Genomic DNA, 21,075 nt, shown 5'->3' on the forward strand with positions numbered 1-21,075 from the left:
GTTAATGAAAACGTGTGACGATTTGTTTGGGGAAAGGTGCGGGGTCCCTTCGCGAGATTGACTTTTGCCGACCCCTCGCGGACGGTCCCTTTGGGTGCAGGCAAGGGACGGCGATGACAGACCGGCAGAATGGCACGATCGTGGGGATCGACGTGGGCGGTACGTTCACCGACCTCGTGCAGCTTGATCCGGCCAGCGGCAAGGTGCGGTTGGCCAAGGTGCCGACCACGGTGGAAAACCAGGCCTTCGGTGTGATGAACGCGCTTGATGCCGCCGAGGCGGAGCTGGCGGCGATCGACCTGATCGTGCATGGCACCACGACGACGACCAACGCGGTGCTGGAACGCAAGCTGAGCCGGACGGGCCTGATCACCACGCAAGGCTTTCGTGACGTGCTGGAACTGGGCCGGCGGACACGGCCGCACGCCTATGGCATGACGGGGAACTTCACGCCGATCATTCCGCGCGATCTGCGGATCGAGGTGCCGGAACGGGTGGATGCGGCCGGAGACGTGGTGGTGCCGCTGGATGAGGATGCGGTGCGCGCGGCGGCGGAACGCCTGCTGGCGGAGGGATGCGAGGCGGTGGTGGTGCACTTCCTGCACGCCTATGCCAACCCGGGGCATGAACTGCGCGCCGGGGAGATATTGGCTGAGGTCTGGCCCAACGATCACATCACGCTTGGACACGCGATCTTGCAGGAGAGCCGGGAATACGAGCGCGGCGTGACGGCGGCGGTGAATGCCAGCGTGCAGCCGATCCTCGACCGTTACCTGAAGCGTTTGACGGACAGTCTGTCGGAGGGCGGCTATGACCGCGATGTGCTGGTGATGAACGGCAATGGCGGCATGGTGTCGGCGCGGCTGGTGGCGCGGGAGGCGGCCAAGACTGTGATGTCGGGGCCGGCCTCGGGCGTGATGGCGGCGGCCTATACCGGGCGACAGGCCGGGCTGGTAAACCTGATCACCTATGACATGGGCGGCACCTCGACCGACGTGGCGCTGATCCGGGGGGCCGAGCCGCCGGTGTCTCACGAGATCGAGATCGAGTACGCGATGCCCATCCACGTGCCGATGGTGGACGTGCGCACGGTGGGCGCGGGCGGCGGGTCCATCGCGAAGGTGAACGCGGCGGGGCTTTTGGATGTGGGGCCGGAGAGTGCCGGGGCCGATCCGGGGCCGATCTGTTACGGGCGGGGCGGGACGCGGCCGACGATTTCGGATGCCAACCTGATCCTGGGGCGGCTGGACGCGGCCAGACTGGCCAAGACCGGAGCGGTGAGCGCTGGCGACGTGGCGCAGGCCTTTGCCCGGGACCTGGCCGAGCCGCTGGGGCTGGACGTGACCGAGGCGGCGCTGGCGGTGATCCGCATGGCGAACACCAAGATGGCGGGGGCCATTCGCATGGTGTCACTTTCGCTGGGGGCCGATCCGCGGGATTTCGCGCTCTTTGCCTTTGGCGGGGCTGGGCCGCTGCACGCCTGCGCGCTGGCGCGGGAGTTGGGCGTGCCGCGCGTGCTGGTGCCGGCGCGGCCCGGGATCACCAACGCGCTGGGCTGCGTGGTGGCGGACCTGCGGCATGATTTCGTGCAGACGGTGAACCGGCCTGTCCATGCGCTGGAGAAGGGCGCGTTGGCCGGGGTGTTCGCAGAGCAGGCGGCAGCGGGCAAGGCGATGCTGGACCGCGAGCGGGTGGCGATGACAGGTGTGCGGCATGTCTACAGCGTGGATATGCAGTTTGTCGGGCAGACCCACCTGTTGCGCGTGCCGCTGGAGCGGCCGGACGTCACGCCGGAGGAGCTGCAGGCGCTGTTCGAGGACGTTTATTACGCCCGTTTCAAGGTGAGGCTGCCCGAAATCCGGGCGCAGGTGGTGACGGCAAACTGCTCGGTCGTTGGGGAACGGGCGCCGCTGGATCTGTCGGTGCTGGTGGACCCGGCGGGGCGCAAGGCAACGCTGGAGGAGGCGCAGACCGGGGCGCGGCGGGTGCGGTTCGAGGACGGCTGGTTGGAGACGCCGGTCTACTGGCGCGATCACCTGCCATTGGAGTTCCGTCTGGAAGGGCCCGCGATCGTGGCGCAGATGGACACGACCGTGCTGATCGAGCCGGGCTGCGTGGCGACCGGGGACGCGCATGGCAATATCCTGATCGCGGTGGGAGAGGTGCCATGACGATTGATCCGATCACCCTGTCGGTCATCCAGGCCGGGTTGCAGCAGGTCTGCGACGAGATGGACCTGGCGTTTTCCCGCGCCGCGTTCTCGCCCGTGATTGCCGAGGCGAATGACCGGTCAGACGGGATATATGCCGCCGAGGACGGCGCGCTGATCGCGCAGGGGGCGGGCGGTCTGCCGGTGTTCGTGGGTACGATGCAGTATTCAACGGCGACCTTGATCGGGATGATCGGCGAGGGGCGCGTGGGGGCGCCCGAGCCGGGGGACATCTATATTGTCAACGATCCTTACCTGGGCGGCACGCACCTGATGGATGTGCGCTTTGCGCGGCCCTTTTATAGGGGAGACCGCCTGTTCTGCTGGCTGTCGAATACCGGGCATTGGCCCGATACCGGCGGGGCGGTGCCGGGTGGCTTTTCCGCCAGTGCGACGGCAGTGGAGCAGGAGGGGCTGCGCCTGCCGCCGGTGAAACTGTTCAAGCGGGGGCGGATGGATGATGAGATATACAGCATCATCTATTCCAACATCCGCGTGGCGGACCAGCGGATCGGCGACGTGCGGGCGCAGGCGGCGGCGCTGGACCTGGGGGCCGAGCGTCTGGGGGCGCTGATGGACCGTTATGGCGATGACGTGGTCGAGGCCGCGATTGCCGAGCTGCGGGAGCGCGCGGCGCAGCAGATGCGGCGGTTCATCCAGGAGATACCGGGCGGAGAATACGGCTCGGTTGCGTGGATCGACAGCGATGGCGTGGTCGATGCGCCTTTGGCGATCCGCCTGAAAGTCACGCGGGAGGCGGAGCGGCTGGTTTTTGATTTCACCGGGTCGGCGCCACCGTGCCTGGGGCCGATGAACTCGGTCCGGGCGACGACGCTCAGTTCGGTCTACCTGGCGATGCGGCATATCTTTCCCGACGTGCCGATCAGCGCGGGGGCGTTCGAGCCGTTGGAGGTGACGGGGATCGAGGGCACGTTCCTGGATGCGCAGTATCCGCGCCCGGTGTCGGGCTGTGCCGCCGAGGTCAGCCAGCGGATCGCGGAGGCGGTGTTTGCCGCGCTGGTGCAGGCGCTGCCCGACCGGGTGACGGCGGCCCCGGCGGGGACGAGCGGGAACTTCGCGCTGGGCGGGCACGATCCGGCGAAGGGGCGCGATTTCGTGATGTACCAGCTGTCGGGCGGCGGCTATGGCGGCTGGGCGGACGGCGACGGGCTGAGCAACGGCTGTTCCACCATCGGCATTTCCAAGGCGCCGCCGGTGGAGATCATGGAGCAGGCATATCCGGTGCTCTACCACCGTTACGCGCTGCGCGAAGGGTCGGGCGGTGCGGGCCGTATGCGCGGCGGTTTCGGCCTTGATTACGAGCTGGAGCTGCGGCGCGGGCAGGCCAAGGCGAGCTTTGTCATGGATCACGGGCGGTTCGGGCCGCAAGGGGCGCTGGGCGGCGGCGACGGCGCGCCCAACGAGGTGACGGTGTGGCGGGGGGGTATGCCCTATACGCCGGTGCATCTGTCGAAAGAGCAGGACATTCCGCTGGGTCCCGGAGACCGCGTGCGCGTGAAGACGCCCGGTGGCGGCGGCTATGGCGACCCGATGCAGCGGGATCCGGGGCTGGTGGCCGAGGATGTGCGGCTGGGGCGCTACTCGGTCGACGAGGCGGAGCGGCTCTTTGGCGTGGTGATCGAGGAGGGCGCGGTGGACGACGTGGCGACCACGCAGCGGCGGTTGGGGTGAGGCTGGTCGCGGATCGACGGGCCGCGGTGCGGCGAACCAAGTGTTTTTCTGTCGCGCTTTATGTCAGCCGGATCCGCCAGAGTTTCGAGCGAGGCACCCAGCCCAGCCAGATCGCCGTGCCGGGGGGCGGCCCGGCGATGCGCGGCGGCGCGGCAGGGCCGCGCCTTGATTCCGCGCGGGGCGTAAATCGGCAGCTTGGTGAGGACGTCAGACGGTCGCCTGTTTCACCGCGCCGACCACATCGTCCAGCACCGTGTCCAAAAGGGCGGGGTCCAGAGATTCGCCCATGACGCGGATCAGGGGCTCTGTGCCTGACTTGCGGATCAGCAGGCGGCCGTCGCTGCCCAGCTTCTTCTCGCCGTCGGCGATGGCCTGTTGCACCCTGTCGGCCTCTAGCGGGGTCTGGCCGGACTGGTAGCGGACATTGACCAGCTTTTGCGGGATGGGAGTGAAGACGCGCGCCAGTTCGCTGGCCTTCTGGCCGGTTTCGACCATCGAGGCGAGGAATTGCAGCGCGCCGATCAGCCCGTCGCCGGTGGTGGCATAATCGGTCATGACGATATGGCCGGATTGCTCGCCGCCCAGGTTGTGGCCGCTGGCGCGCATCTCCTCGACCACGTAGCGGTCGCCAACCTTGGTGCGCTTGAGGCCGATGCCCCTGGATTCCAGATGCCGTTCCAGCCCGAGATTAGACATGACGGTGGCGACCAGCGCATCGCCCTTCAGCCGGCCCTCGGCGGCCCAGCGGGTGGCGATGAGGGCCATGATCTGGTCCCCGTCGGCGATATGCCCGGTCTCATCGATCAGCACGACGCGGTCGGCATCGCCGTCGAGGCAGATGCCAAGATCGGCGCGGGTTTCCAGCACCTTGCGCGCCGCCGCATCCGGGTGGGTGGAGCCGCATTCGAAGTTGATGTTGGTGCCGTCGGGTTCGATCCCCATCGGGATCACGTCCGCGCCCAGTTCCCAGAGCACGGCGGGCGCGGTCTTGTAGGCGGCCCCGTTGGCGCAGTCGACCACGATGCGCAGACCCTCAAGCCGGCCGCGATAGGGGAAGGTGGTCTTGGCATACTCGACATAGCGGCCGCGGGCGTCCTCGAACCGCTTGGCGCGGCCGATGTTCTCCGGCTTGGCGAGGCGGGCGCCGTCTTGCAGCAGTTGTTCGATGCCGGCCTCGGACTCGTCTGACAGCTTGAAGCCGTCGGGGCCGAAAAGCTTGATCCCGTTGTCGCTGGCGGGGTTGTGGCTGGCCGAGATCATCACGCCGACATCGGCGCGCAGCGAGTGCGTGAGGTAGCCGACGGCGGGCGTGGGCACGGGGCCCAGCAGGAACACGTCCATGCCGGTCGAGGCGAAGCCGGCGGTGAGGGCGTATTCGATCATGTAGCCCGACAGGCGCGTGTCCTTGCCGATCACCACGCGGTGTTCCTGATTGTCGCGGCGGAAATGACGCCCGGCGGCGGCGCCCAGTTTCAGGGCGAGTTCGGCGGTCATCGGCCATGTATTGGCCTCGCCCCGGACGCCATCGGTTCCGAAGAGTTTGTCAGCCATGCACCCGCACCTTTTGCCCCGTGACGTTTTTATGACCATTCTCATACAAGCGCGGCGGCACGCTGTCCAATGGTGCGCGCGGGCATGAGCCATTTGTGGCATAGACCGCATAGTGCCGCGCGCCTGTCGCAGATGCGCGTTGACGGCGCACGAAGCGGGACCGCATAAGAAGGCGGGGGCGACAGGCAGATCAGGGGCGAGACCCGATGAAGATTGCGATGATTGGAACCGGCTATGTCGGGCTTGTGTCCGGGGTCTGTTTCTCGGATTTCGGGCATGACGTCGTGTGCGTGGACAAGGACGCCGCCAAGGTCGAAAAGCTGAACCGCGGCGAGGTGCCGATCTACGAGCCGGGGCTGGATGTTCTGATGCAGAAGAACGTCGAGGCCGGGCGGCTGTCGTTCACTCAGGACCTGCCGCAGGCGCTGGACGGGGCGGAGGCCGTGTTCATCGCCGTTGGCACGCCGACGCGGCGCGGGGACGGACATGCCGACCTGACCTATGTGATGGCCGCGGCGCAGGAAGTGGCGAAGCTGGCAAAGGATTATATCGTGATCGTCACCAAGTCGACGGTGCCCGTGGGCACCAACCGGCAGCTGAAACAAGCGGTGCGCAAGGCCAATCCGGATCTGGATTTCGACGTCGCCTCGAACCCGGAATTCCTGCGCGAAGGCGCGGCGATCGAGGATTTCATGAAACCCGACCGCGTGGTCGTGGGGGTACAGTCGCAGCGCGCGGCGGAGGTGATGGAGGACATCTATCGCCCGCTTTACCTGCGCGAGTTTCCGATCCTGGTCACGGACTTGGAAAGCGCCGAGATGATCAAATACGCGGCGAACGCCTTTCTGGCGACCAAGATCACCTTCATCAACGAGATCGCTGCACTGTGCGAACGCACCGGCGCGGACGTCAAGCAGGTGAGCCGGGGCATGGGCCTGGACGGGCGGATCGGCAACAAGTTCCTGCACGCCGGGCCGGGCTATGGCGGCAGCTGCTTTCCCAAGGACACGCGCGCGCTGGCGCGGACGGGGCAGGAATACGGCGTGCCGCTGCACATCACCGAGGCGGTGATCGCCGTCAACGAAGAGATGAAGCGGCGGATGATCGACAAGCTGCTGGATCTTTGCGAGGGCAGCTTCAACGGCAAGACCATCGCGGTTCTGGGGGCAACGTTCAAGCCCAACACCGACGACATGCGCGAGGCGCCGTCGCTGACCATCGTGCCGGCGCTGGTGGGCGGCGGGGCGAAGGTGCGGATCTGCGACCCGCAGGGCGAGCGTGAAGGCACCGAGCGCCTGCCGGGCGTGCAATGGGTCGAGAACGCCTACAAGGCGGTGGGCAATGCCGATCTTGTGGTGATCCTGACGGAATGGAACGAGTTCCGGGCGCTGGACCTGAAGCGGATCGCGCGGCGGATGAACGTCGCCCGGATGGCGGATCTGCGGAACATCTATTCGGTCAAGGACGCCAAGCGGGCCGGCTTTGTCGCCTATGACAGCGTGGGACGCACGGCGTTCGAGCGCAAGCCCGAGGCGGAAGAAGCCGCCGAGTAGGTCAGGCGCCCAGCTCGGCCCGCGCCACGGCGACCCAGAAGGCCGCGCCGTGGGCGAGGGCCGCGTCGTTAAAGTCGTAATCCGCCGAATGGAGCGGGCGGGCGTGCGGCCCTTCGGTGCCGTTGCCCATCAGCACGAAGCAGCCCGGGCGCGTGGCGGCCATCTCGGCGAAATCCTCGGAAAAGAGTTTCGGCGGGCAGGCGCTGTCCATTGGTGCGCCGATGGCCTGCGCGGCGGCGGTGGCGGTGGCGACGGGTTGGGGCGCGTTGATGGTGGGGCGGAAGATCGTGTGGTAGGCGACATGGCCGCTGACGTCATGGGCGGCGCAGATACCATCGACGATGCGGCGCATCGCGGTCTCGATCCGGGCGTTGACCTCGGGCGTGAGGGCGCGGGCGTCGCCGGTGAGGGTGGCGCGGCCAGGCAGGACGTTGCGCTTGCCGTCGGTCTCGAACCCGGTGACCGAGACGACGCCGTTCTGCGCCGGGTCGAGCTTGCGCGAGACGATGGTTTGCAAGGTGCCGACGATCTCGGCCCCTATGGTGATGGCGTCGGCGCCCATGTGGGGCAGGGCGGCGTGGCCGCCGCGGGCTTCGACGGTAATTTCGAAGAGTGCTTCGCTGGCGGTGATTGGCCCCGCGCGAGTGGCGAAGTGGCCCACGGGCATTCCGGGAATGTTGTGCATCCCATAGACGGCCTCGACGTCGAAACGGTCGAATACGCCATCGGCGATCATGGCGGCGGCGCCTTGGCCGTGCTCCTCGTTCGGCTGGAAGAGGAAGACGATGCGGCCGGAAAGGTCGCCCGCTTCGGCCAGGGCTTTTGCCGCGCCGAGGGCCATGGTGGTGTGACCGTCATGGCCGCAGGCGTGCATCTGGCCGGGCACCTCCGAGCGGTGGGCAAAACCGTTCTGCTCGGTGATGGGCAGCGCGTCCATGTCGGCGCGGATGGCGATGGTGCGGGTGCCGTTGCCCTTTTGCAGGATGCCGACGACGCCGGACTGGCCGATCCCGGTGTGAACCTTCAGCCCGAAGCCGCGCAGAAGGTCGGCCACGCGGGCGCTGGTGCGGGGCAGGTCGAAGCCCAGTTCCGGCATCCGGTGAAAGGCATGGCGCCATTCGGTCATCTGCGCGGAGAGGTCGGGCGGGAAGGTCATGACCCTGGCAGGACGAGGATGGCGCGGAAGTCGTTCACGTTGGTGAGCGTGGGGCCGGTCACGACCTGGTCTCCGATGCGCCCGAAGAAGCCGTGCGCGTCGTTGATGGCGAGCGCATCGGCGGCGTCGGGGGCCTTGGATAGCGTTTCGGGTGAGATGACCGCGCCTGCGACCTCTGCCGCGCCGTCGACGCCGTCGGTGTCGCAGGCCAGCGCGTGGATGCCGGGCGCGCGGTCGAGGGCGAGGGCGAGGGCGAGGCAATATTCGGCGTTGGGGCCGCCGATGCCGTTGCCGCGGCGGGTGACGGTGAGTTCGCCGCCCGACAGGAGGAGGACGGGTTTGTCGCCCTGAGCCTTGCGCGCGAGGGCGGCATGGTCGGCGGCGACGTCGCGGGCCTCGCCTTCGAGGGCGTCTCCGAGGATTTGCACCTCGATGCCTTCCGCTTCGGCGATTTCGGCGGCGGCGGCGAGCGATTGCGAGGGGGCGGCGTAGATCACGTTTTCCACGGTCGACAGGCGCGGATCGTCGGGGGGCAGGGGGTTGCCGCCCGCGGTCAGGTAGTCGGTGATGGACGGCGACGGCGTGACGTTCCAGCGGTTGAGGGTTTCCAGCGCGCGGGCCGGGGTGCCGGTGTCGCCCACGGTGGGGCCGCTGGCGATGTCGCTTGGGTTGTCGCCGGGCACGTCCGATATCAGCAGGGCCAGCATCCTGGCCGGGTAGGCGGCGGCGGCCAGTTTGCCGCCCTTGACCGCCGAGATCTGTTTGCGGATGCCGTTGATGGCGCCGATGGGCGCGCCGGAGGCCAGCAGCGCGTCGGTCAGCGCCTGTTTCTCGTTGAGCGTGATCCCCTTGGCGGGCGCACAGAGGAGCGCGGAGCCGCCGCCGGAGATGAGGGCCAGCACGGTGTCGCCTTCGCCGCAGGTGTCCAGCAGGGCCAGCATCCGGCGGGTGGCGTCGACACCGGCCTGATCCGGCACGGGATGCGCGGCCTCGACAATCTCGATGCGTTCGCAGGGGCGGGCATAGCCGTAGCGGGTGATCACCAGGCCCTCGCAGGGGCCATAGGCGGCCTCGACCGCCTCGGCCATGCGGGCGCTGGCCTTGCCGGCGCCGATCACCACCAGTCGACCCTCGGGACGGGCTGGAAGGTGCGCGGCGAGGCTTTGCATCGGGTCGGCCACCTCCACGGCGCGATCAAAGAGGCGGCGCAGGAAGCTGTCGGGGTCTTGCATGAGGCGCTCCGGGTCTTGTGGTTGACGCAGCGTAGCGCGGTGTGCGGCGCGTGCAAGCACAGCCTGCCCAGCTTGACAAAACCGGGGTCAGAGGCGACAGACGCGGCCATGTGGATGACCTTTCTCCAGGTTGGCCTTGGCGGGGCCATAGGCTCGATGCTGCGCTTCGGCGTGGGGCAGGCCGTGGCGCGTCACGTCGGCGGCGGCTTTCCCATGGGCGTGCTGCCGGTGAACATCGTGGGGTCGTTCCTGATGGGGATGGTGGTGGTTTACACGTTTCACAAGGACCTCACGCATCTGAACCCGTTCCTGATGGCCGGTGTGCTGGGCGGGTTCACGACCTTTTCGGCCTTCTCGTTGGAGGCGTTCACCTTGTATGAGCGCGGCGCGGTGGGGACGGCGGCGCTTTACGTGATTTTGTCGGTGGGGTTGTCGATTATCGGCCTGGCACTGGGCGTCTGGCTGGCGCGGGGGATCTGGGCATGAGCGGTGTGCAGACATTGACGGTCGAGCCCGGCGAGGGCGATCAGCGGCTGGACCGCTGGCTGCGGCGGCGGTTTCCGCACGTGGCGCAGGGCCGGATCGAGAAGATGTGCCGCAAGGGCGAACTGCGCGTCGATGGCGCGCGGGTGAAGGCAAACATGCGGTTGGAAGAGGGCCAGCAGGTGCGCGTTCCGCCGCTGCCGGAGCCGGGCGAGGTGGAAAGCGCGCCGGTGGAGAAGCAGAAAGCCAAGATTTCGGACGCCGACGCGAAGATGATTCAGGACGCGGTGATTTATCGCGACGACCATATCATCGCGCTGAACAAGCCGCCGGGCCTGCCGGTGCAGGGAGGCAGCAAGCTGATCAGGCACGTGGACGGGTTGGCCGATGCGCTGCGGTTCGGGTTCGAGGATGCGCCGAGGCTGGTGCACCGCCTGGACAAGGATACGTCCGGTGTCCTGATCCTGGCGCGGACAAGGGCGATGGCGGCGGCGATGACGCAGGCGATCCGGCACCGCGAGACGCGCAAGATCTACTGGGCCGTGGTGGCCGGCGTGCCGACGCCCTATCTGGGCGAGATCAAGTACGGGCTGGTCAAGGCCGGGGGGCATGGCGCCCGCGGCGAAGGCGAAAAGATGGTCTGTATCCACCCCGGTGAAGTGGACCGCACCAAAGGGGCGAAGCGGGCGATCACGCAATATGCCACGCTTTACCGCGTGGCGAGCCGGGCGTCCTGGGTGGCGATGGAGCCCATTACCGGCCGAACGCACCAGCTGCGCGCGCATATGGCCGAGATCGGGCATCCGATTGTGGGCGATGGCAAGTATGGCGGGTCGAGCCAGGAGAACCTGGGCGACGGATGGGGGGCGAAACTGGGCGGGATCATCTCGAACAAGCTGCACCTGCACGCGCGGACCATGGCGTTTGAGCATCCGGTGACGAAAAAGCCGGTTGTGATCGACGCGGAGTTGCCCGAACACATGGCGAATACGTTCGAGACGCTGGGCTGGACGCCCGACCTGGCCGCTGACGACCCGTTCGAGGCGCTGCGATGAGCGCGCTGCGGCTGGTGATCTTCGACGTGGACGGCACGCTGGTGGACAGCCAGGCGGATATCGTCGCGGCGATGAGCCATGCCTTTGCGCGGGCCGAGCGGGACGCACCGACGCGCGAGGCGATCCTGTCGATTGTCGGGCTGTCGCTGGACCGGGCCATCGCGTTGCTGGCACCGGACGTGGATGCCGGCACGCAAGGCCGCATGGTGGAGTGGTACAAGGAAGCCTACATTGCCCTGCGAGCCAAGATCGGCGCGGCGGAGTCCTCGCCGCTCTATCCCGGGGCGCGGGAGGTTCTGGAGGCGCTCAACGCTCAGCCCGAGACATTGCTGGGCGTGGCGACGGGCAAGTCGCGGCGGGGGCTGGACAAGCTGCTGGAGGGGCATGGGCTGGAAGGCATGTTCATCACCCAGCAGGTCAGCGACCATCATCCGTCGAAACCACACCCGTCGATGATTCGCGCGGCCCTTTCCGAGACCGGGCTGGAGCCGCATCAAGCGGTGATGATCGGCGACACGAGTTTCGACATGGAGATGGCCGCCGCCGCGGGCGTTGCGGGCATCGGGGTCGGCTGGGGGTATCACCCGCGCGCGGCGCTGGGCGCGGCGCGGCACGTGATCGACAGCTTTGACGCCCTGCCGCCCCTGTTGCAGCAGATATGGGAGACGGCGGCATGAGCGAATGGAAGGCCAAGCGATTCTGGAAAGAGGCCACAGTCGTTGAGGACCAAGGCGGATTTGGTATTCGCCTGGACGGCCGGCCGGTCAAGACCCCTGCCAAGGCCGCGCTGGTGGTGCCGTCGCGGCCGCTGGCCGAAGCGATTGCCCGGGAATGGGATGCGCAGGACGAGCTGATCCGGCCCGAGACGATGCCGAACACCCGCTCGGCCAATGCCGCCATCGACAAGGTGCATCACCAGCACGCCGAAGTTGCCGATATGCTGGCGGCCTACGGCGATGCGGACCTTTTGTGCTATCGCGCGGACAGCCCGGACAGCCTGGTGCAGCGGCAGGCAGAGGCCTGGGATCCGATGCTGAATTGGGCGAAAGCCCGGTTCGGCGCGCAGCTGGTTCCCGTCGCGGGGGTCATGCACAGACCGCAGAACGCCAAGGCACTGGCGCTTTTTTCAGCGCATGTGCACGCGATGGACGATTTTACCCTCACGGCCTTTCACGATCTTGTGGGGTTGTCGGGATCGCTGGTCCTCGGGCTTGCGGCGCTGGAGGATGCGCGGCCCGCCACAGAGCTTTGGGATCTGTCGCGGATCGACGAGCGCTGGCAGGAAGAACAATGGGGCGCGGACGAGGAAGCGCGCGCGGTCGAGGCGGTCAAACGTGAAGAATTCCTTCATGCCAAGCGGTTCGGCGACTTGACCAAGGCGGCCTGATACGCGCGCATACGGTGGTTTCCCAAACGGAAACATTGACTAAGGACCATCGTTTTTCGTGACACGGGTCTTGACGTTCAGGAATGAATCCACACACACTTATGCACACTGACGTGGGGGGAACCCCTTTCACAGTATCGCTCCGGTCCTCTAGGGCCGACCAAACCGCCCTGCATCGGGCGGATACATCAGGAAGAGGTAAACATGAAAAAATCCGTATTTCTAGGCGCGCTGACGGTGGCCGGCCTTACGGCTGGCGCAGCTGCGGCCGCGACGCTTGACGATGTCAAGGCACGCGGCACGCTGAACTGCGGCGTGACCACCGGCCTGGTCGGCTTTGCCGCCCCGGATAACAACGGCAATTGGGATGGCTTTGACGTCGGCGTTTGCCGTGCTGTCGCCGCCGCCGTGCTGGGTGACCCGCAAGCAGTCGAATTCGTGCCCACCACTGGCAAGACGCGCTTTACGGCGCTCGCTTCGGGCGAGATCGACATGCTGGCCCGGAACACCACCTGGACCTTTTCGCGCGACGTCGACCTGAAGTTCGAATTCGTCGGCGTGAACTATTACGACGGTCAGGGCTTCATGGTTCCCAAGGAGCTGGGCGTGTCCTCGGCCAAGGATCTGGACGGTGCGACCGTCTGCATCCAGACCGGCACCACGACCGAGCTGAACCTGGCGGATTATTTCCGCAAGAACAGCATGAACTACGAGCCGGTTCCGATCGAAACCAACGCCGAAGCGCAACAGCAGTACCTGGCTGGCGCATGTGACGTCTACACCACCGACGCCTCGGGCCTGGCTGCAACGCGCGCCGCGTTCGAAAATCCGTCGGAGCACGTCCTGCTGCCCGAGATCGTCTCGAAAGAGCCGCTGGGCCCGCTGGTCCGTCACGGTGACAACGAGTGGGGCGACGTAGTTCGCTGGACCCTGAACGCGCTGATCGCGGCAGAAGAGCTGGGCGTCACGAGCGCCAACATCGCCGACATGGCCTCGGCCGCCGGCGACAGCCCGGAGATCAACCGTCTGCTCGGCACCGAGGGCAACCTTGGCGAGATGCTGGGCCTCGAGGCCGACTGGGCCGTGAAGGCCATCTCGGCCGGCGGCAACTATGGTGAGCTTTTCGAGAAGAACATCGGTGAGACCACGCCGATCGGTCTGGCGCGCGGCCTGAACGCGCAGTGGACGGATGGTGGCCTGCTCTACTCGCCGCCGTTCCGCTAAGATACCAAGTCGAAGGGCGCGGATCACTCCGCGCCCTTCGCGCATCTAACCAAGGACAGGCCCATCCGCGCAGCAAAGCGTACACAATAATCCGGGCCGCCAACGGGGACTCTTCAGATGACAATAATGACCGACCCTCAACAGGAGTCGTTTCGACCGTCTATGCTGTTGAACGATACGCGCTATCGTTCCTACACATTCCAGTTCATCGCCCTGATGGTGCTGATCGGAATCATCGCCTACCTGGGCTACAACCTGGTTCTCAACCTGCGGGCCGCGGGGCTGAACATCAGCTACGAATTCCTGGGTGAGCCGGCGGGCTATGACATCAACCAGACGCTGGTGGAGTACACCAGCCGCAGTTCGCACCTGACGGCGGCCATCGTCGGCATTCTGAACACGCTCTTGGTGGCGTTCCTGGCCTGTGCCACGGCGACGATATTCGGCGTGATCGCGGGTGTGCTGCGCCTGTCGAACAACTGGCTGATCCGCAAGCTGATGTCGGGCTATGTCGAGGCGTTCCGCAACGTGCCGGTGCTGATCTGGATCATCATCATCTTCACGATCATGACCGCGGTCCTGCCCGCGCCAAGCGCATTCCGAGGCGATGACCCAGACGCGTCGATGATCCTGGGCTCGGTCGCCTTTACCAACCGCGGCGTCTATGTGCCGATGCCGATCTGGGGTGAGGGGTCGATGGTGGTCGTGGTGACGTTCATCCTGTCGGTCATCGGGGTCTTCGCCTATCGCCGCTATGCCAAGAAGCTGCTTTATGCGACGGGCAGGCTGTTGCCGACGGGCTGGCCGTCGCTGGCGATACTGTTCGTGCCGTCGATCCTGATGTTCTTCGTCATGGGGCAGCCGATCTCGCTCGATTTCCCCGAACTGGGCGGCTTCAACTTTCGCGGCGGCCTTCAGATCGGGGCACCGCTGATTGCACTGTGGTTCGCGCTGTCGATCTATACCGGCGCCTTCATCGCCGAGAACGTCCGCGCGGGTATTTTGGCCGTCAGCAAAGGCCAGACGGAAGCCGCGGCGAGCCTAGGCCTGCGTCCGCGCCGGATCATGAATCTGGTGATCCTGCCGCAGGCGCTGCGGGTGATCATCCCGCCGCTGATTTCGCAGTATCTGAACATCACCAAGAACTCGTCGCTGGCGATTGCCGTGGGCTATGCCGACATCACCGCGACACTGGGGGGGATCACGCTGAACCAGACGGGCCGCGCCATCGAGTGCGTGCTCTTGTTGATGCTGTTCTACCTGCTGATCTCGCTCGGGATCTCGGCGGTGATGAACGTCTACAACAACGCCGTCCGGCTGAAGGAGCGCTGAGATGTCTGACACACATGCAGAATCGGTCGCTTATGTCCGCGACACCATGCTGCCGGAATCGCCGCCCCCTGCGGCGGAAACGGGTGTTACAAAGTGGATGAAGAAGAACCTGTTCGCGACGATCCCCAACTCGGTGCTGACCTTGGCGGCGATCCTCGTGATCTACTTCCTGTTGGCCGCGACACTGCCCTGGATCCTGAACGGGATCTGGAACGCAACGTCGATCCGGGAATGCCGCGAGATTCTCGACGGTGCGACCGGGGGCTGTTTCGCGGTGCTGAGCGACCGCTGGAACCAGCTTTTGTTCGGGTTCAAGTATCCCAGCACGGAATACTGGCGCCCGGCGCTGGCCTTCCTGCTGCTGTTCGTGGCGGCGGCGCCGGTGATGTTCTTCAAGTACCTGCCGCGGCAGATGCTGCTGTTCACCGGGGTCTATCCGTTCCTGGCATTCTGGCTGATCTGGGGCGGGTCCATCGTGCCGCCGCTGTTGCTGCTGCTTGGGTTCGTTGCGGCCTATGTCGCCTTCAAGGCGCTGGAAAAGAGGGGCTTCGGCGTCGCGGTGCTGGGGGGCCTTGGGGTGCTTGTCGTCGCGATCATCCTGGCCGGGAGCATCGGCAAGATCGAGGTGCTGCGGCTTGAGCAGGTGCAATCGCGGGACATGGGGGGCTTTTTGCTGAACATGATCCTCGGCACGGTCTGCGTGTCACTGTCGATCCCGATCGGCATCGCGCTGGCGCTGGGGCGGCAATCGGACATGCCGATCATCAAGTGGATCTGCGTCGTGTTCATCGAGTTCATCCGGGGTGTGCCGTTGATCACGCTTTTGTTCGTGGCGAACGTGGTGCTGGCCTATTTCCTGCCGCCGGGCACGACATTCGACCTGATCGTGCGGGTGATCATCATGATCACCGCCTTCGCCTCGGCCTATATCGCCGAGGTGATCCGGGGTGGGCTTGCCGCGCTGCCGCGCGGGCAGTACGAGGCCGCCGACAGTCTGGGGCTGGATTATGCCCAGGCCATGCGGCTGATCATCCTGCCGCAGGCGCTGAAGATCTCGATCCCGGGCATCGTGAACGTGGCGGTGGGCCTGTTCAAGGACACCACGCTGGTCTCGGTCATCTCGATGTTCGATCTGGTCGGCATGATCCGGGGTCCGATCCTGGCCTCGACCGACTGGAACGGGGTCTATTGGGAGCTGTTCGGGTTTGCCGCGCTTCTGTTCTTCGTCGTCTGTTATGGCGTGTCTCAATATTCGCAGTGGCTTGAGCGCGAGCTCAACACTGATCACAGGTAAGGGGAGGGTTATCCATGGCGGAAACCGCTCAAATGCAGGTCTCGGACGAAATCGCGATCCGGATCGAGAACATGAACAAGTGGTACGGCACGTTCCACGTGCTGCGCGATATCGACCTTGCGGTCCACCGGGGCGAGCGCATCGTCATCGCCGGGCCGTCCGGGTCGGGCAAGTCGACGCTGATCCGGTGCATCAACGCGCTGGAAGAGCACCAGAAAGGCCGGATCGAGGTGGACGGGACGGTGCTGTCCTCGGACATCAAGAACATCGACAAGATCCGGTCCGAGGTCGGGATGGTGTTCCAGCACTTCAACCTGTTCCCGCACCTGACCATCCTTGAGAACTGCACGCTGGCGCCGATTTGGGTGCGCAAGACGCCCAAGCGGCAGGCCGAGGAAACGGCGATGCATTTCCTTGAAAAGGTGAAGATCCCCGAACAGGCCGACAAGTACCCCGGGCAGCTGTCGGGCGGTCAGCAGCAGCGGGTCGCCATCGCGCGGTCGCTGTGCATGAAGCCGCGGATCATGCTGTTCGACGAGCCCACGTCGGCGCTGGACCCCGAGATGATCAAGGAAGTTCTGGACACCATGGTCAGCCTTGCCGAGGAAGGCATGACGATGCTGTGTGTGACCCACGAGATGGGCTTTGCCCGGCAGGTCGCGAACCGGGTGATCTTCATGGACCAGGGCCAGATCGTGGAGCAGAACGAGCCGGAAGAGTTCTTCAATAACCCGAAGAGCGACCGGACCAAGCTGTTCCTCAGCCAGATCCTCGGACACTGATCGGGGGCCTTCGGGGCCTTACACCCAAACGCGCCGCCGGGCCTGCAAGACCTGCACCCGGCGGCGTATTTCGTTTTGCACGGGGCCGTGGCGGGGCGTGTCGCGGAGCGTTTCCACGAGGTGATCGGGCCGGTCGCCACGCTGGCGGGTCCAGCTGAGGGCGGCGAGGACAGACCGGGCCCGTTCCGGCAGGCGGTCGGGAATCTCGAAACCGTTGAGCGTGGCCCAGACGCCGGACCAGAGCCGGCCCACGGTCCACGGGTTGTATCCGCCCCCTCCGAGGACCAGCAGGCGCGGGGCCATCTGTTTCAGGGCAGTGACGACTTGCCAGTGGGCGTTGTTCGACAGGGCGAGCCGGGCCAGCGGATCTTCCAGCACGGCGTCAGCCCCGCATTGCAGGACGATCACTTGTGGTTGCCAGTCCTGCACGGCAGGCAGCAGTATTGCGTCGCGCAGCAAGGCGAAATCGTCGTCATGGGTGCCGCGCGGCAGGGGCAGGTTGATGGCGTGGCTGCCCGCGCGGTCGTCGAGCGCGCCGGTGAAGGGCCAGCGGGCCTCTTCGTGGGTCGAGATCATCAGAACGCGCGGATCGCCGTGAAACGCCGCCGCGACGCCGTCGCAATGATGCGCGTCGATATCGACATAGGCGATGCGGGTCAGCCCCTGCGCGAGGAATGCCTTGATCGCCAGCACCGGGTCGTTGAGATAGCAGAAGCCGGCGGCATGGTCGGCCATGCCGTGATGCGTGCCGCCGCCCGGGTTGTAGACGATGCCGCCCTGTGCCAGCAGGTCCGCCGCCAGCAGCGACCCGCCGGCGGCGGTGGCCGGGCGGCGATAGATCTCGGGGAAGATCGGGTTGGAGAGGGTTCCGATCTGGTGGCGTTGTCGCGTTGTCTCGTCGACAGTGCGGGCCGCCTCGGCCTGTTGCAGGGCGGTGATATAGGCAGGCGTGTGAAACCGGGTCAGCGCGGCAGGCTTGGCGCGCGGGCTGACGCGGAACTGGGTGCGGGGCAGCCAGCCCATCGCGCGGCACAGGTCCATCACCGTGGGCACGCGGGGGATGCTGAGCGGATGCCGTGCGCCATAGCTGGAGCCGCGATAGATCTCGGACCCGATGAAGATCGGATGCAACGCGGCGGCGGTCACTCGATGAGGTCGCGCGGCGTCACGAAGGCCTCGAAACGGCCGGTGCCCGGTTGCAGCGCATTCCAGTCGTCGATGTCGAACCGCGCCACGAGGGTTGCGCCGGTTGGGTAATCCTCGAAACGGGGGTGGTCGGGCTGTGCCAGCATCAGATCGCGGGCGAACCAGGCGATGCCGGGGTTGTGGCCCAGCATCAGGATGGTCTGGCCGGTGGCGCGGGTCTTGAGCGCCTTGAGCATGTCGCCGGAACCGGCGTGGTAGAGCTGATCCAGCACCTGTCGGTCGCAGTCGATCCCGAGCCTTTGCAGGGTTTCGACCGTGCGCGCCGAGGACGACACCAACGCCTCGTCCACCACGATGGTTTGCTTGCGCAACCAGTCGCCTAAGGCGTCGGCAGAGCGTTTGCCGCGCTTGTTGAGCGGGCGGTCATGGTCGTCGAGGCCGGGGTCGCCCCAGCTTGATTTGGCGTGACGCATCAGGACGAGACGTCTCATTTGAAGGCCCTCATGTGGAAGGCGGACTGGTCTTCCAGCCGCCCGTAGGACAGACTGACCGGGCAGGCCCGGCGCACGGCGCATCCTTTTGACATACAATCATTTTCCGGTCTGTCCAGATCTGCCTTGCAGGCGGCGATGTCGTAGGTGCCGGTGGCAAAGGCATCGACGGGACAGGCGGTCAGGCAAGGGCGGGCGACACAGCTGTCGCAGGGATTGGGCGGAGGCGCGGGTGTTGCGAGCCTGTCGGCGAACCCGAGCGCCCCGCGATACGAGATCATCAGCCCGGCGGTGTCATGCACCAACAGGCCCACCGGAGAGGAATGGGCCCGCCCGCTGGCCTTGGCCCAGGCGATGAACGGCTGGAACGGCGGGCCGCCGAAGGGAAAGAATGCGGTCGCCCGAAGCGCCTGCGCAAGGTCGCCGATCACGCGGGACGACCAGCGGTCCATCGGGTCCGGCGCCCTGTCGGCATATTCCGGCGATGTGGTGAAGGCGGGCCAGAAGCCGGGCTCGCGAGGGCCGAGCAGGACGAGGGTGCCGATGCCCTCGGGCGTCTCTGGCCCGGTCACCGTGCCGAAGACGGCAAGCTGATGCGCGGCCGCGGCCCGTGCGATGGTGTCGAGCGTCATCATTCGCGGAAGAACGGCAGGCCCAGCGACCAGCCAAGGCGCGTGGGGCGGTCATCCTGCCACTGAAGACCGACGGTCATGTCGTGGTGCCCCTTTGCCGGCTGGGCGATGTAGGTGCCGAACATACGATCCCAGATCGACAGGGCGAAGCCGTAATTGCTGTCATGTTCGTGGCGCTGGTCGGAATGGTGCACGCGGTGCATGTCGGGGGTCACCAGCACCTTGCGCAGGGCGGCGTCCAGCCCCAGGGGCAGCTTGATATTGGCGTGGTTGAACATGGCGGTGCCGTTCAGGATGATCTCGAACAGGATAATCCCCAGCGCTGGCGGACCGAGCAGGTAGACAAGCCCGATCTTGAGCAGCATCGACAGCGCGATTTCCACCGGGTGGAAGCGGATAGCGGTGGTCACGTCGATATCGCGGTCGGCGTGATGGACCCGGTGGATGCGCCACAGGAGCGGCACCTTGTGGGTCACCAGATGTTGCGCCCATATGGCAAGGTCGAAGATCAGCACGGTCAGGACGACGGCAAGCCACCCGGGCAGGTCGATGGCGTTCATCAGGCCCCAGCCGTTGGCCTCGGCATCCACGGCGGCGCCGACGGCCAGCAGGGGCAGGGCCAGCGCCAGGGCCCTTAGGGTCAGCGTGTCGAGAAGGACTATGGCCCAGTTGGTGATCCAGCGCGTGTTGCGGGGCTGGGTGCGCACGCGTCGCGGCGCCCTGGCCTCGATCAGGGCCAGGACCGCGAAAAGCCCGATGAAGACGGACAGGCGGATCAGCAACTCGTTTTCCATGGGGTATATTTATTGCATCCGCATGTGTCCGCAAAGAGACGAAGGGTCACAACGCGGTGACGCGGAGTGCGGTCCTTACCCTGCCCGGATCAGCGAGCCGGAACCGTGTTCGGTGTAAAGCTCCAGCAGCACGGCGTTGTCCAGCCGTCCATCAAGGATAACCACGCCGCGCACGCCGTAAGAGAGCGCGTCGAGCGCGGTTTCCGTCTTGGGGATCATGCCGCCCGAGATGATGCCCTGGTCGGTCAGGGACTTGATCTGCGATGCGGTGAGTTCGGTCAGGATATTGCCCTCGCCATCGCGCACGCCGTCCACGTCCGTCAGCAAGAGCAGGCGATCGGCCCGAAGTGCAGAGGCGATGGCGCCGGCGGCGGTGTCGCCGTTGATGTTGAAGGTCTCGCCATTGTGGCCCGCGCCGAGCGGGGCGATCACGGGAATGGCATCGTCATGAAAGAGCGTGTGCAGGATCGACGGGTCGACCTTGTCGGGCGTGCCGACGAAACCGAGCTTGGGGTCGGTGGGCACGCAGGTGATGAGGCCCGCATCCTTGCCTGACAGGCCCACGGCCTTGCCGCCCTGGGCGTTGATGGCCTGCACGATGCGCTTGTTGACGCGGCCCGAGAGGACCATCTCGACCACTTCCATCGTGGCCTCGTCGGTGACCCGCTTGCCGTTCACGAAGTCGGACTTGATGTTCAGCTTTTCCAGCATCTGGTTGATCATCGGCCCGCCGCCATGGACGATCACCGGGTTCACGCCGACCTGCCGCATCAACACCATGTCGCGGGCGAAGGTGGCCATCGCCTCGTCGCTGCCCATGGCGTGGCCGCCCAGCTTGATCACGACGATGGCGTCGTCGTAGCGCTGAAGGTACGGCAGGGCCTCGCTGAGAGTGCGGGCGGTTGTGAGGTTGTCGCGGGTCATGTCTCGGGTCTTCATGGGTGGGGTCCTTCTTCGAAGGCGTTATCACCGGACGGGCGCTGACGCGCAAGACTTTAGGTGACCCCCACCCTGGCCCTCCCCTCGGGGGAGGGAAGCGGGAAATCTGGCCGACCCCGCTGC

19 protein-coding genes are annotated in these 21,075 nt (G+C 66.1%); 11 read left to right on the forward strand and 8 right to left on the reverse strand.

What is annotated here, in order from left to right; genetic code table 11:
* Nucleotides 1-113 precede the first annotated feature (113 nt).
* Nucleotides 114-2,171, forward strand: a complete 2,058-nt coding sequence (locus XM53_RS07170; protein WP_057791771.1) for a hydantoinase/oxoprolinase family protein — start codon at nucleotides 114-116, stop codon at nucleotides 2,169-2,171.
* Nucleotides 2,168-3,901: a hydantoinase B/oxoprolinase family protein gene (locus XM53_RS07175; protein WP_057791773.1), complete on the forward strand. Its 1,734-nt coding sequence runs from the start codon at nucleotides 2,168-2,170 to the stop codon at nucleotides 3,899-3,901. Before XM53_RS07170 ends, XM53_RS07175 begins: the two co-directional genes overlap by 4 nt.
* Before the next feature lie 207 nt (nucleotides 3,902-4,108).
* On the opposite strand, the gene glmM is transcribed toward XM53_RS07175, so the two are convergent.
* A complete protein-coding gene (gene glmM / locus XM53_RS07180; RefSeq protein WP_057791775.1) occupies nucleotides 4,109-5,452 on the reverse strand; it encodes a phosphoglucosamine mutase in 1,344 nt (447 codons plus the stop codon).
* 206 nt (nucleotides 5,453-5,658) lie between these two features.
* Between glmM and XM53_RS07185 the strand changes: the two genes are divergently transcribed.
* Nucleotides 5,659-7,005, forward strand: a complete 1,347-nt coding sequence (locus tag XM53_RS07185) for a UDP-glucose dehydrogenase family protein (protein ID WP_057791777.1) — start codon at nucleotides 5,659-5,661, stop codon at nucleotides 7,003-7,005.
* Nucleotide 7,006: 1 nt separating this feature from the next.
* Here the strand turns inward: XM53_RS07185 and XM53_RS07190 are convergent, their stop codons facing one another.
* Together XM53_RS07190 and XM53_RS07195 are read right to left on the reverse strand one after the other, a co-directional pair.
* A complete protein-coding gene (locus XM53_RS07190; protein WP_057791779.1) occupies nucleotides 7,007-8,161 on the reverse strand; it encodes an amidohydrolase in 1,155 nt (384 codons plus the stop codon).
* Entirely contained in the window at nucleotides 8,158-9,393 is a 1,236-nt protein-coding gene (locus tag XM53_RS07195; RefSeq protein WP_057791781.1) for a glycerate kinase type-2 family protein, read from the reverse strand. Before XM53_RS07195 ends, XM53_RS07190 begins: the two co-directional genes overlap by 4 nt.
* A 108-nt stretch (nucleotides 9,394-9,501) precedes the next feature.
* Here XM53_RS07195 and crcB point away from each other — a divergent pair, with 108 nt between their 5' ends.
* The 8 genes from crcB (at nucleotide 9,502) to XM53_RS07235 (ending at nucleotide 16,950) form a co-directional block, all read left to right on the forward strand.
* Nucleotides 9,502-9,879, forward strand: a complete 378-nt coding sequence (crcB, locus tag XM53_RS07200; RefSeq protein ID WP_057791784.1) for a fluoride efflux transporter CrcB — start codon at nucleotides 9,502-9,504, stop codon at nucleotides 9,877-9,879.
* The gene (locus XM53_RS07205; RefSeq protein WP_057791785.1) at nucleotides 9,876-10,931 is read left to right on the forward strand and encodes an RluA family pseudouridine synthase; all 1,056 of its coding nucleotides are present in this window, start codon (nucleotides 9,876-9,878) and stop codon (nucleotides 10,929-10,931) included. The genes crcB and XM53_RS07205 overlap by 4 nt, the downstream gene beginning before the upstream one ends.
* Nucleotides 10,928-11,608 (forward strand): HAD-IA family hydrolase, encoded by a 681-nt coding sequence (locus XM53_RS07210; protein ID WP_057791787.1) that lies wholly within the window; start codon nucleotides 10,928-10,930, stop codon nucleotides 11,606-11,608. Before XM53_RS07205 ends, XM53_RS07210 begins: the two co-directional genes overlap by 4 nt.
* Nucleotides 11,605-12,318, forward strand: coding sequence for an ATP12 family chaperone protein (locus tag XM53_RS07215; RefSeq protein ID WP_057791848.1), 714 nt, complete (start codon nucleotides 11,605-11,607; stop codon nucleotides 12,316-12,318). Before XM53_RS07210 ends, XM53_RS07215 begins: the two co-directional genes overlap by 4 nt.
* A 204-nt stretch (nucleotides 12,319-12,522) precedes the next feature.
* Nucleotides 12,523-13,542 (forward strand): amino acid ABC transporter substrate-binding protein, encoded by a 1,020-nt coding sequence (locus XM53_RS07220; RefSeq protein ID WP_057791788.1) that lies wholly within the window; start codon nucleotides 12,523-12,525, stop codon nucleotides 13,540-13,542.
* Between the two features lie 117 nt (nucleotides 13,543-13,659).
* Nucleotides 13,660-14,874: an amino acid ABC transporter permease gene (locus XM53_RS07225; protein WP_057791790.1), complete on the forward strand. Its 1,215-nt coding sequence runs from the start codon at nucleotides 13,660-13,662 to the stop codon at nucleotides 14,872-14,874.
* 1 nt (nucleotide 14,875) lies between these two features.
* Nucleotides 14,876-16,168, forward strand: a complete 1,293-nt coding sequence (locus XM53_RS07230; RefSeq protein WP_057791792.1) for an amino acid ABC transporter permease — start codon at nucleotides 14,876-14,878, stop codon at nucleotides 16,166-16,168.
* Between the two features lie 14 nt (nucleotides 16,169-16,182).
* Nucleotides 16,183-16,950 carry an amino acid ABC transporter ATP-binding protein gene (locus XM53_RS07235; RefSeq protein ID WP_057791794.1) on the forward strand — a complete coding sequence of 256 codons (768 nt, stop codon included), beginning with the start codon at nucleotides 16,183-16,185 and terminating at the stop codon, nucleotides 16,948-16,950.
* An 18-nt stretch (nucleotides 16,951-16,968) separates the two neighbouring features.
* Here the strand turns inward: XM53_RS07235 and XM53_RS07240 are convergent, their stop codons facing one another.
* The 5 genes from XM53_RS07240 to argB form a co-directional block, all read right to left on the reverse strand.
* Complete coding sequence (locus XM53_RS07240; protein ID WP_236544436.1) at nucleotides 16,969-18,096, reverse strand: acetoin utilization protein AcuC; 1,128 nt, start codon at nucleotides 18,094-18,096, stop codon at nucleotides 16,969-16,971.
* Nucleotides 18,093-18,587 (reverse strand): SixA phosphatase family protein, encoded by a 495-nt coding sequence (locus XM53_RS07245; protein WP_057791796.1) that lies wholly within the window; start codon nucleotides 18,585-18,587, stop codon nucleotides 18,093-18,095. The genes XM53_RS07240 and XM53_RS07245 overlap by 4 nt, the downstream gene beginning before the upstream one ends.
* Nucleotides 18,584-19,219 carry a ferredoxin gene (locus tag XM53_RS07250; RefSeq protein ID WP_408006053.1) on the reverse strand — a complete coding sequence of 212 codons (636 nt, stop codon included), beginning with the start codon at nucleotides 19,217-19,219 and terminating at the stop codon, nucleotides 18,584-18,586. Before XM53_RS07250 ends, XM53_RS07245 begins: the two co-directional genes overlap by 4 nt.
* Entirely contained in the window at nucleotides 19,219-20,013 is a 795-nt protein-coding gene (locus tag XM53_RS07255; protein ID WP_057791800.1) for a sterol desaturase family protein, read from the reverse strand. The genes XM53_RS07250 and XM53_RS07255 overlap by 1 nt, the downstream gene beginning before the upstream one ends.
* 75 nt (nucleotides 20,014-20,088) lie before the next feature.
* Nucleotides 20,089-20,952: an acetylglutamate kinase gene (gene argB / locus XM53_RS07260; protein WP_057791802.1), complete on the reverse strand. Its 864-nt coding sequence runs from the start codon at nucleotides 20,950-20,952 to the stop codon at nucleotides 20,089-20,091.
* Nucleotides 20,953-21,075 lie beyond the last annotated feature (123 nt).

It is taken from the genome of Roseovarius atlanticus, from assembly GCF_001441615.1.
GTDB lineage: Bacteria > Pseudomonadota > Alphaproteobacteria > Rhodobacterales > Rhodobacteraceae > Roseovarius > Roseovarius atlanticus.

Bases quoted from the DNA above. Each gene is read 5' to 3' on its own strand.
- XM53_RS07170 (WP_057791771.1), top strand. From the start codon at position 114: ATGACAGACCGGCAGAATGGCACGATCGTGGGGATCGACGTGGGCGGT.
- XM53_RS07175 (WP_057791773.1), top strand. From the start codon at position 2,168: ATGACGATTGATCCGATCACCCTGTCGGTCATCCAGGCCGGGTTGCAG.
- glmM (WP_057791775.1), bottom strand. From the start codon at position 5,452: ATGGCTGACAAACTCTTCGGAACCGATGGCGTCCGGGGCGAGGCCAAT.
- XM53_RS07185 (WP_057791777.1), top strand. From the start codon at position 5,659: ATGAAGATTGCGATGATTGGAACCGGCTATGTCGGGCTTGTGTCCGGG.
- XM53_RS07190 (WP_057791779.1), bottom strand. From the start codon at position 8,161: ATGACCTTCCCGCCCGACCTCTCCGCGCAGATGACCGAATGGCGCCAT.
- XM53_RS07195 (WP_057791781.1), bottom strand. From the start codon at position 9,393: ATGCAAGACCCCGACAGCTTCCTGCGCCGCCTCTTTGATCGCGCCGTG.
- crcB (WP_057791784.1), top strand. From the start codon at position 9,502: ATGTGGATGACCTTTCTCCAGGTTGGCCTTGGCGGGGCCATAGGCTCG.
- XM53_RS07205 (WP_057791785.1), top strand. From the start codon at position 9,876: ATGAGCGGTGTGCAGACATTGACGGTCGAGCCCGGCGAGGGCGATCAG.
- XM53_RS07210 (WP_057791787.1), top strand. From the start codon at position 10,928: ATGAGCGCGCTGCGGCTGGTGATCTTCGACGTGGACGGCACGCTGGTG.
- XM53_RS07215 (WP_057791848.1), top strand. From the start codon at position 11,605: ATGAGCGAATGGAAGGCCAAGCGATTCTGGAAAGAGGCCACAGTCGTT.
- XM53_RS07220 (WP_057791788.1), top strand. From the start codon at position 12,523: ATGAAAAAATCCGTATTTCTAGGCGCGCTGACGGTGGCCGGCCTTACG.
- XM53_RS07225 (WP_057791790.1), top strand. From the start codon at position 13,660: ATGACAATAATGACCGACCCTCAACAGGAGTCGTTTCGACCGTCTATG.
- XM53_RS07230 (WP_057791792.1), top strand. From the start codon at position 14,876: ATGTCTGACACACATGCAGAATCGGTCGCTTATGTCCGCGACACCATG.
- XM53_RS07235 (WP_057791794.1), top strand. From the start codon at position 16,183: ATGGCGGAAACCGCTCAAATGCAGGTCTCGGACGAAATCGCGATCCGG.
- XM53_RS07245 (WP_057791796.1), bottom strand. From the start codon at position 18,587: ATGAGACGTCTCGTCCTGATGCGTCACGCCAAATCAAGCTGGGGCGAC.
- XM53_RS07250 (WP_408006053.1), bottom strand. From the start codon at position 19,219: ATGACGCTCGACACCATCGCACGGGCCGCGGCCGCGCATCAGCTTGCC.
- XM53_RS07255 (WP_057791800.1), bottom strand. From the start codon at position 20,013: ATGGAAAACGAGTTGCTGATCCGCCTGTCCGTCTTCATCGGGCTTTTC.
- argB (WP_057791802.1), bottom strand. From the start codon at position 20,952: ATGAAGACCCGAGACATGACCCGCGACAACCTCACAACCGCCCGCACT.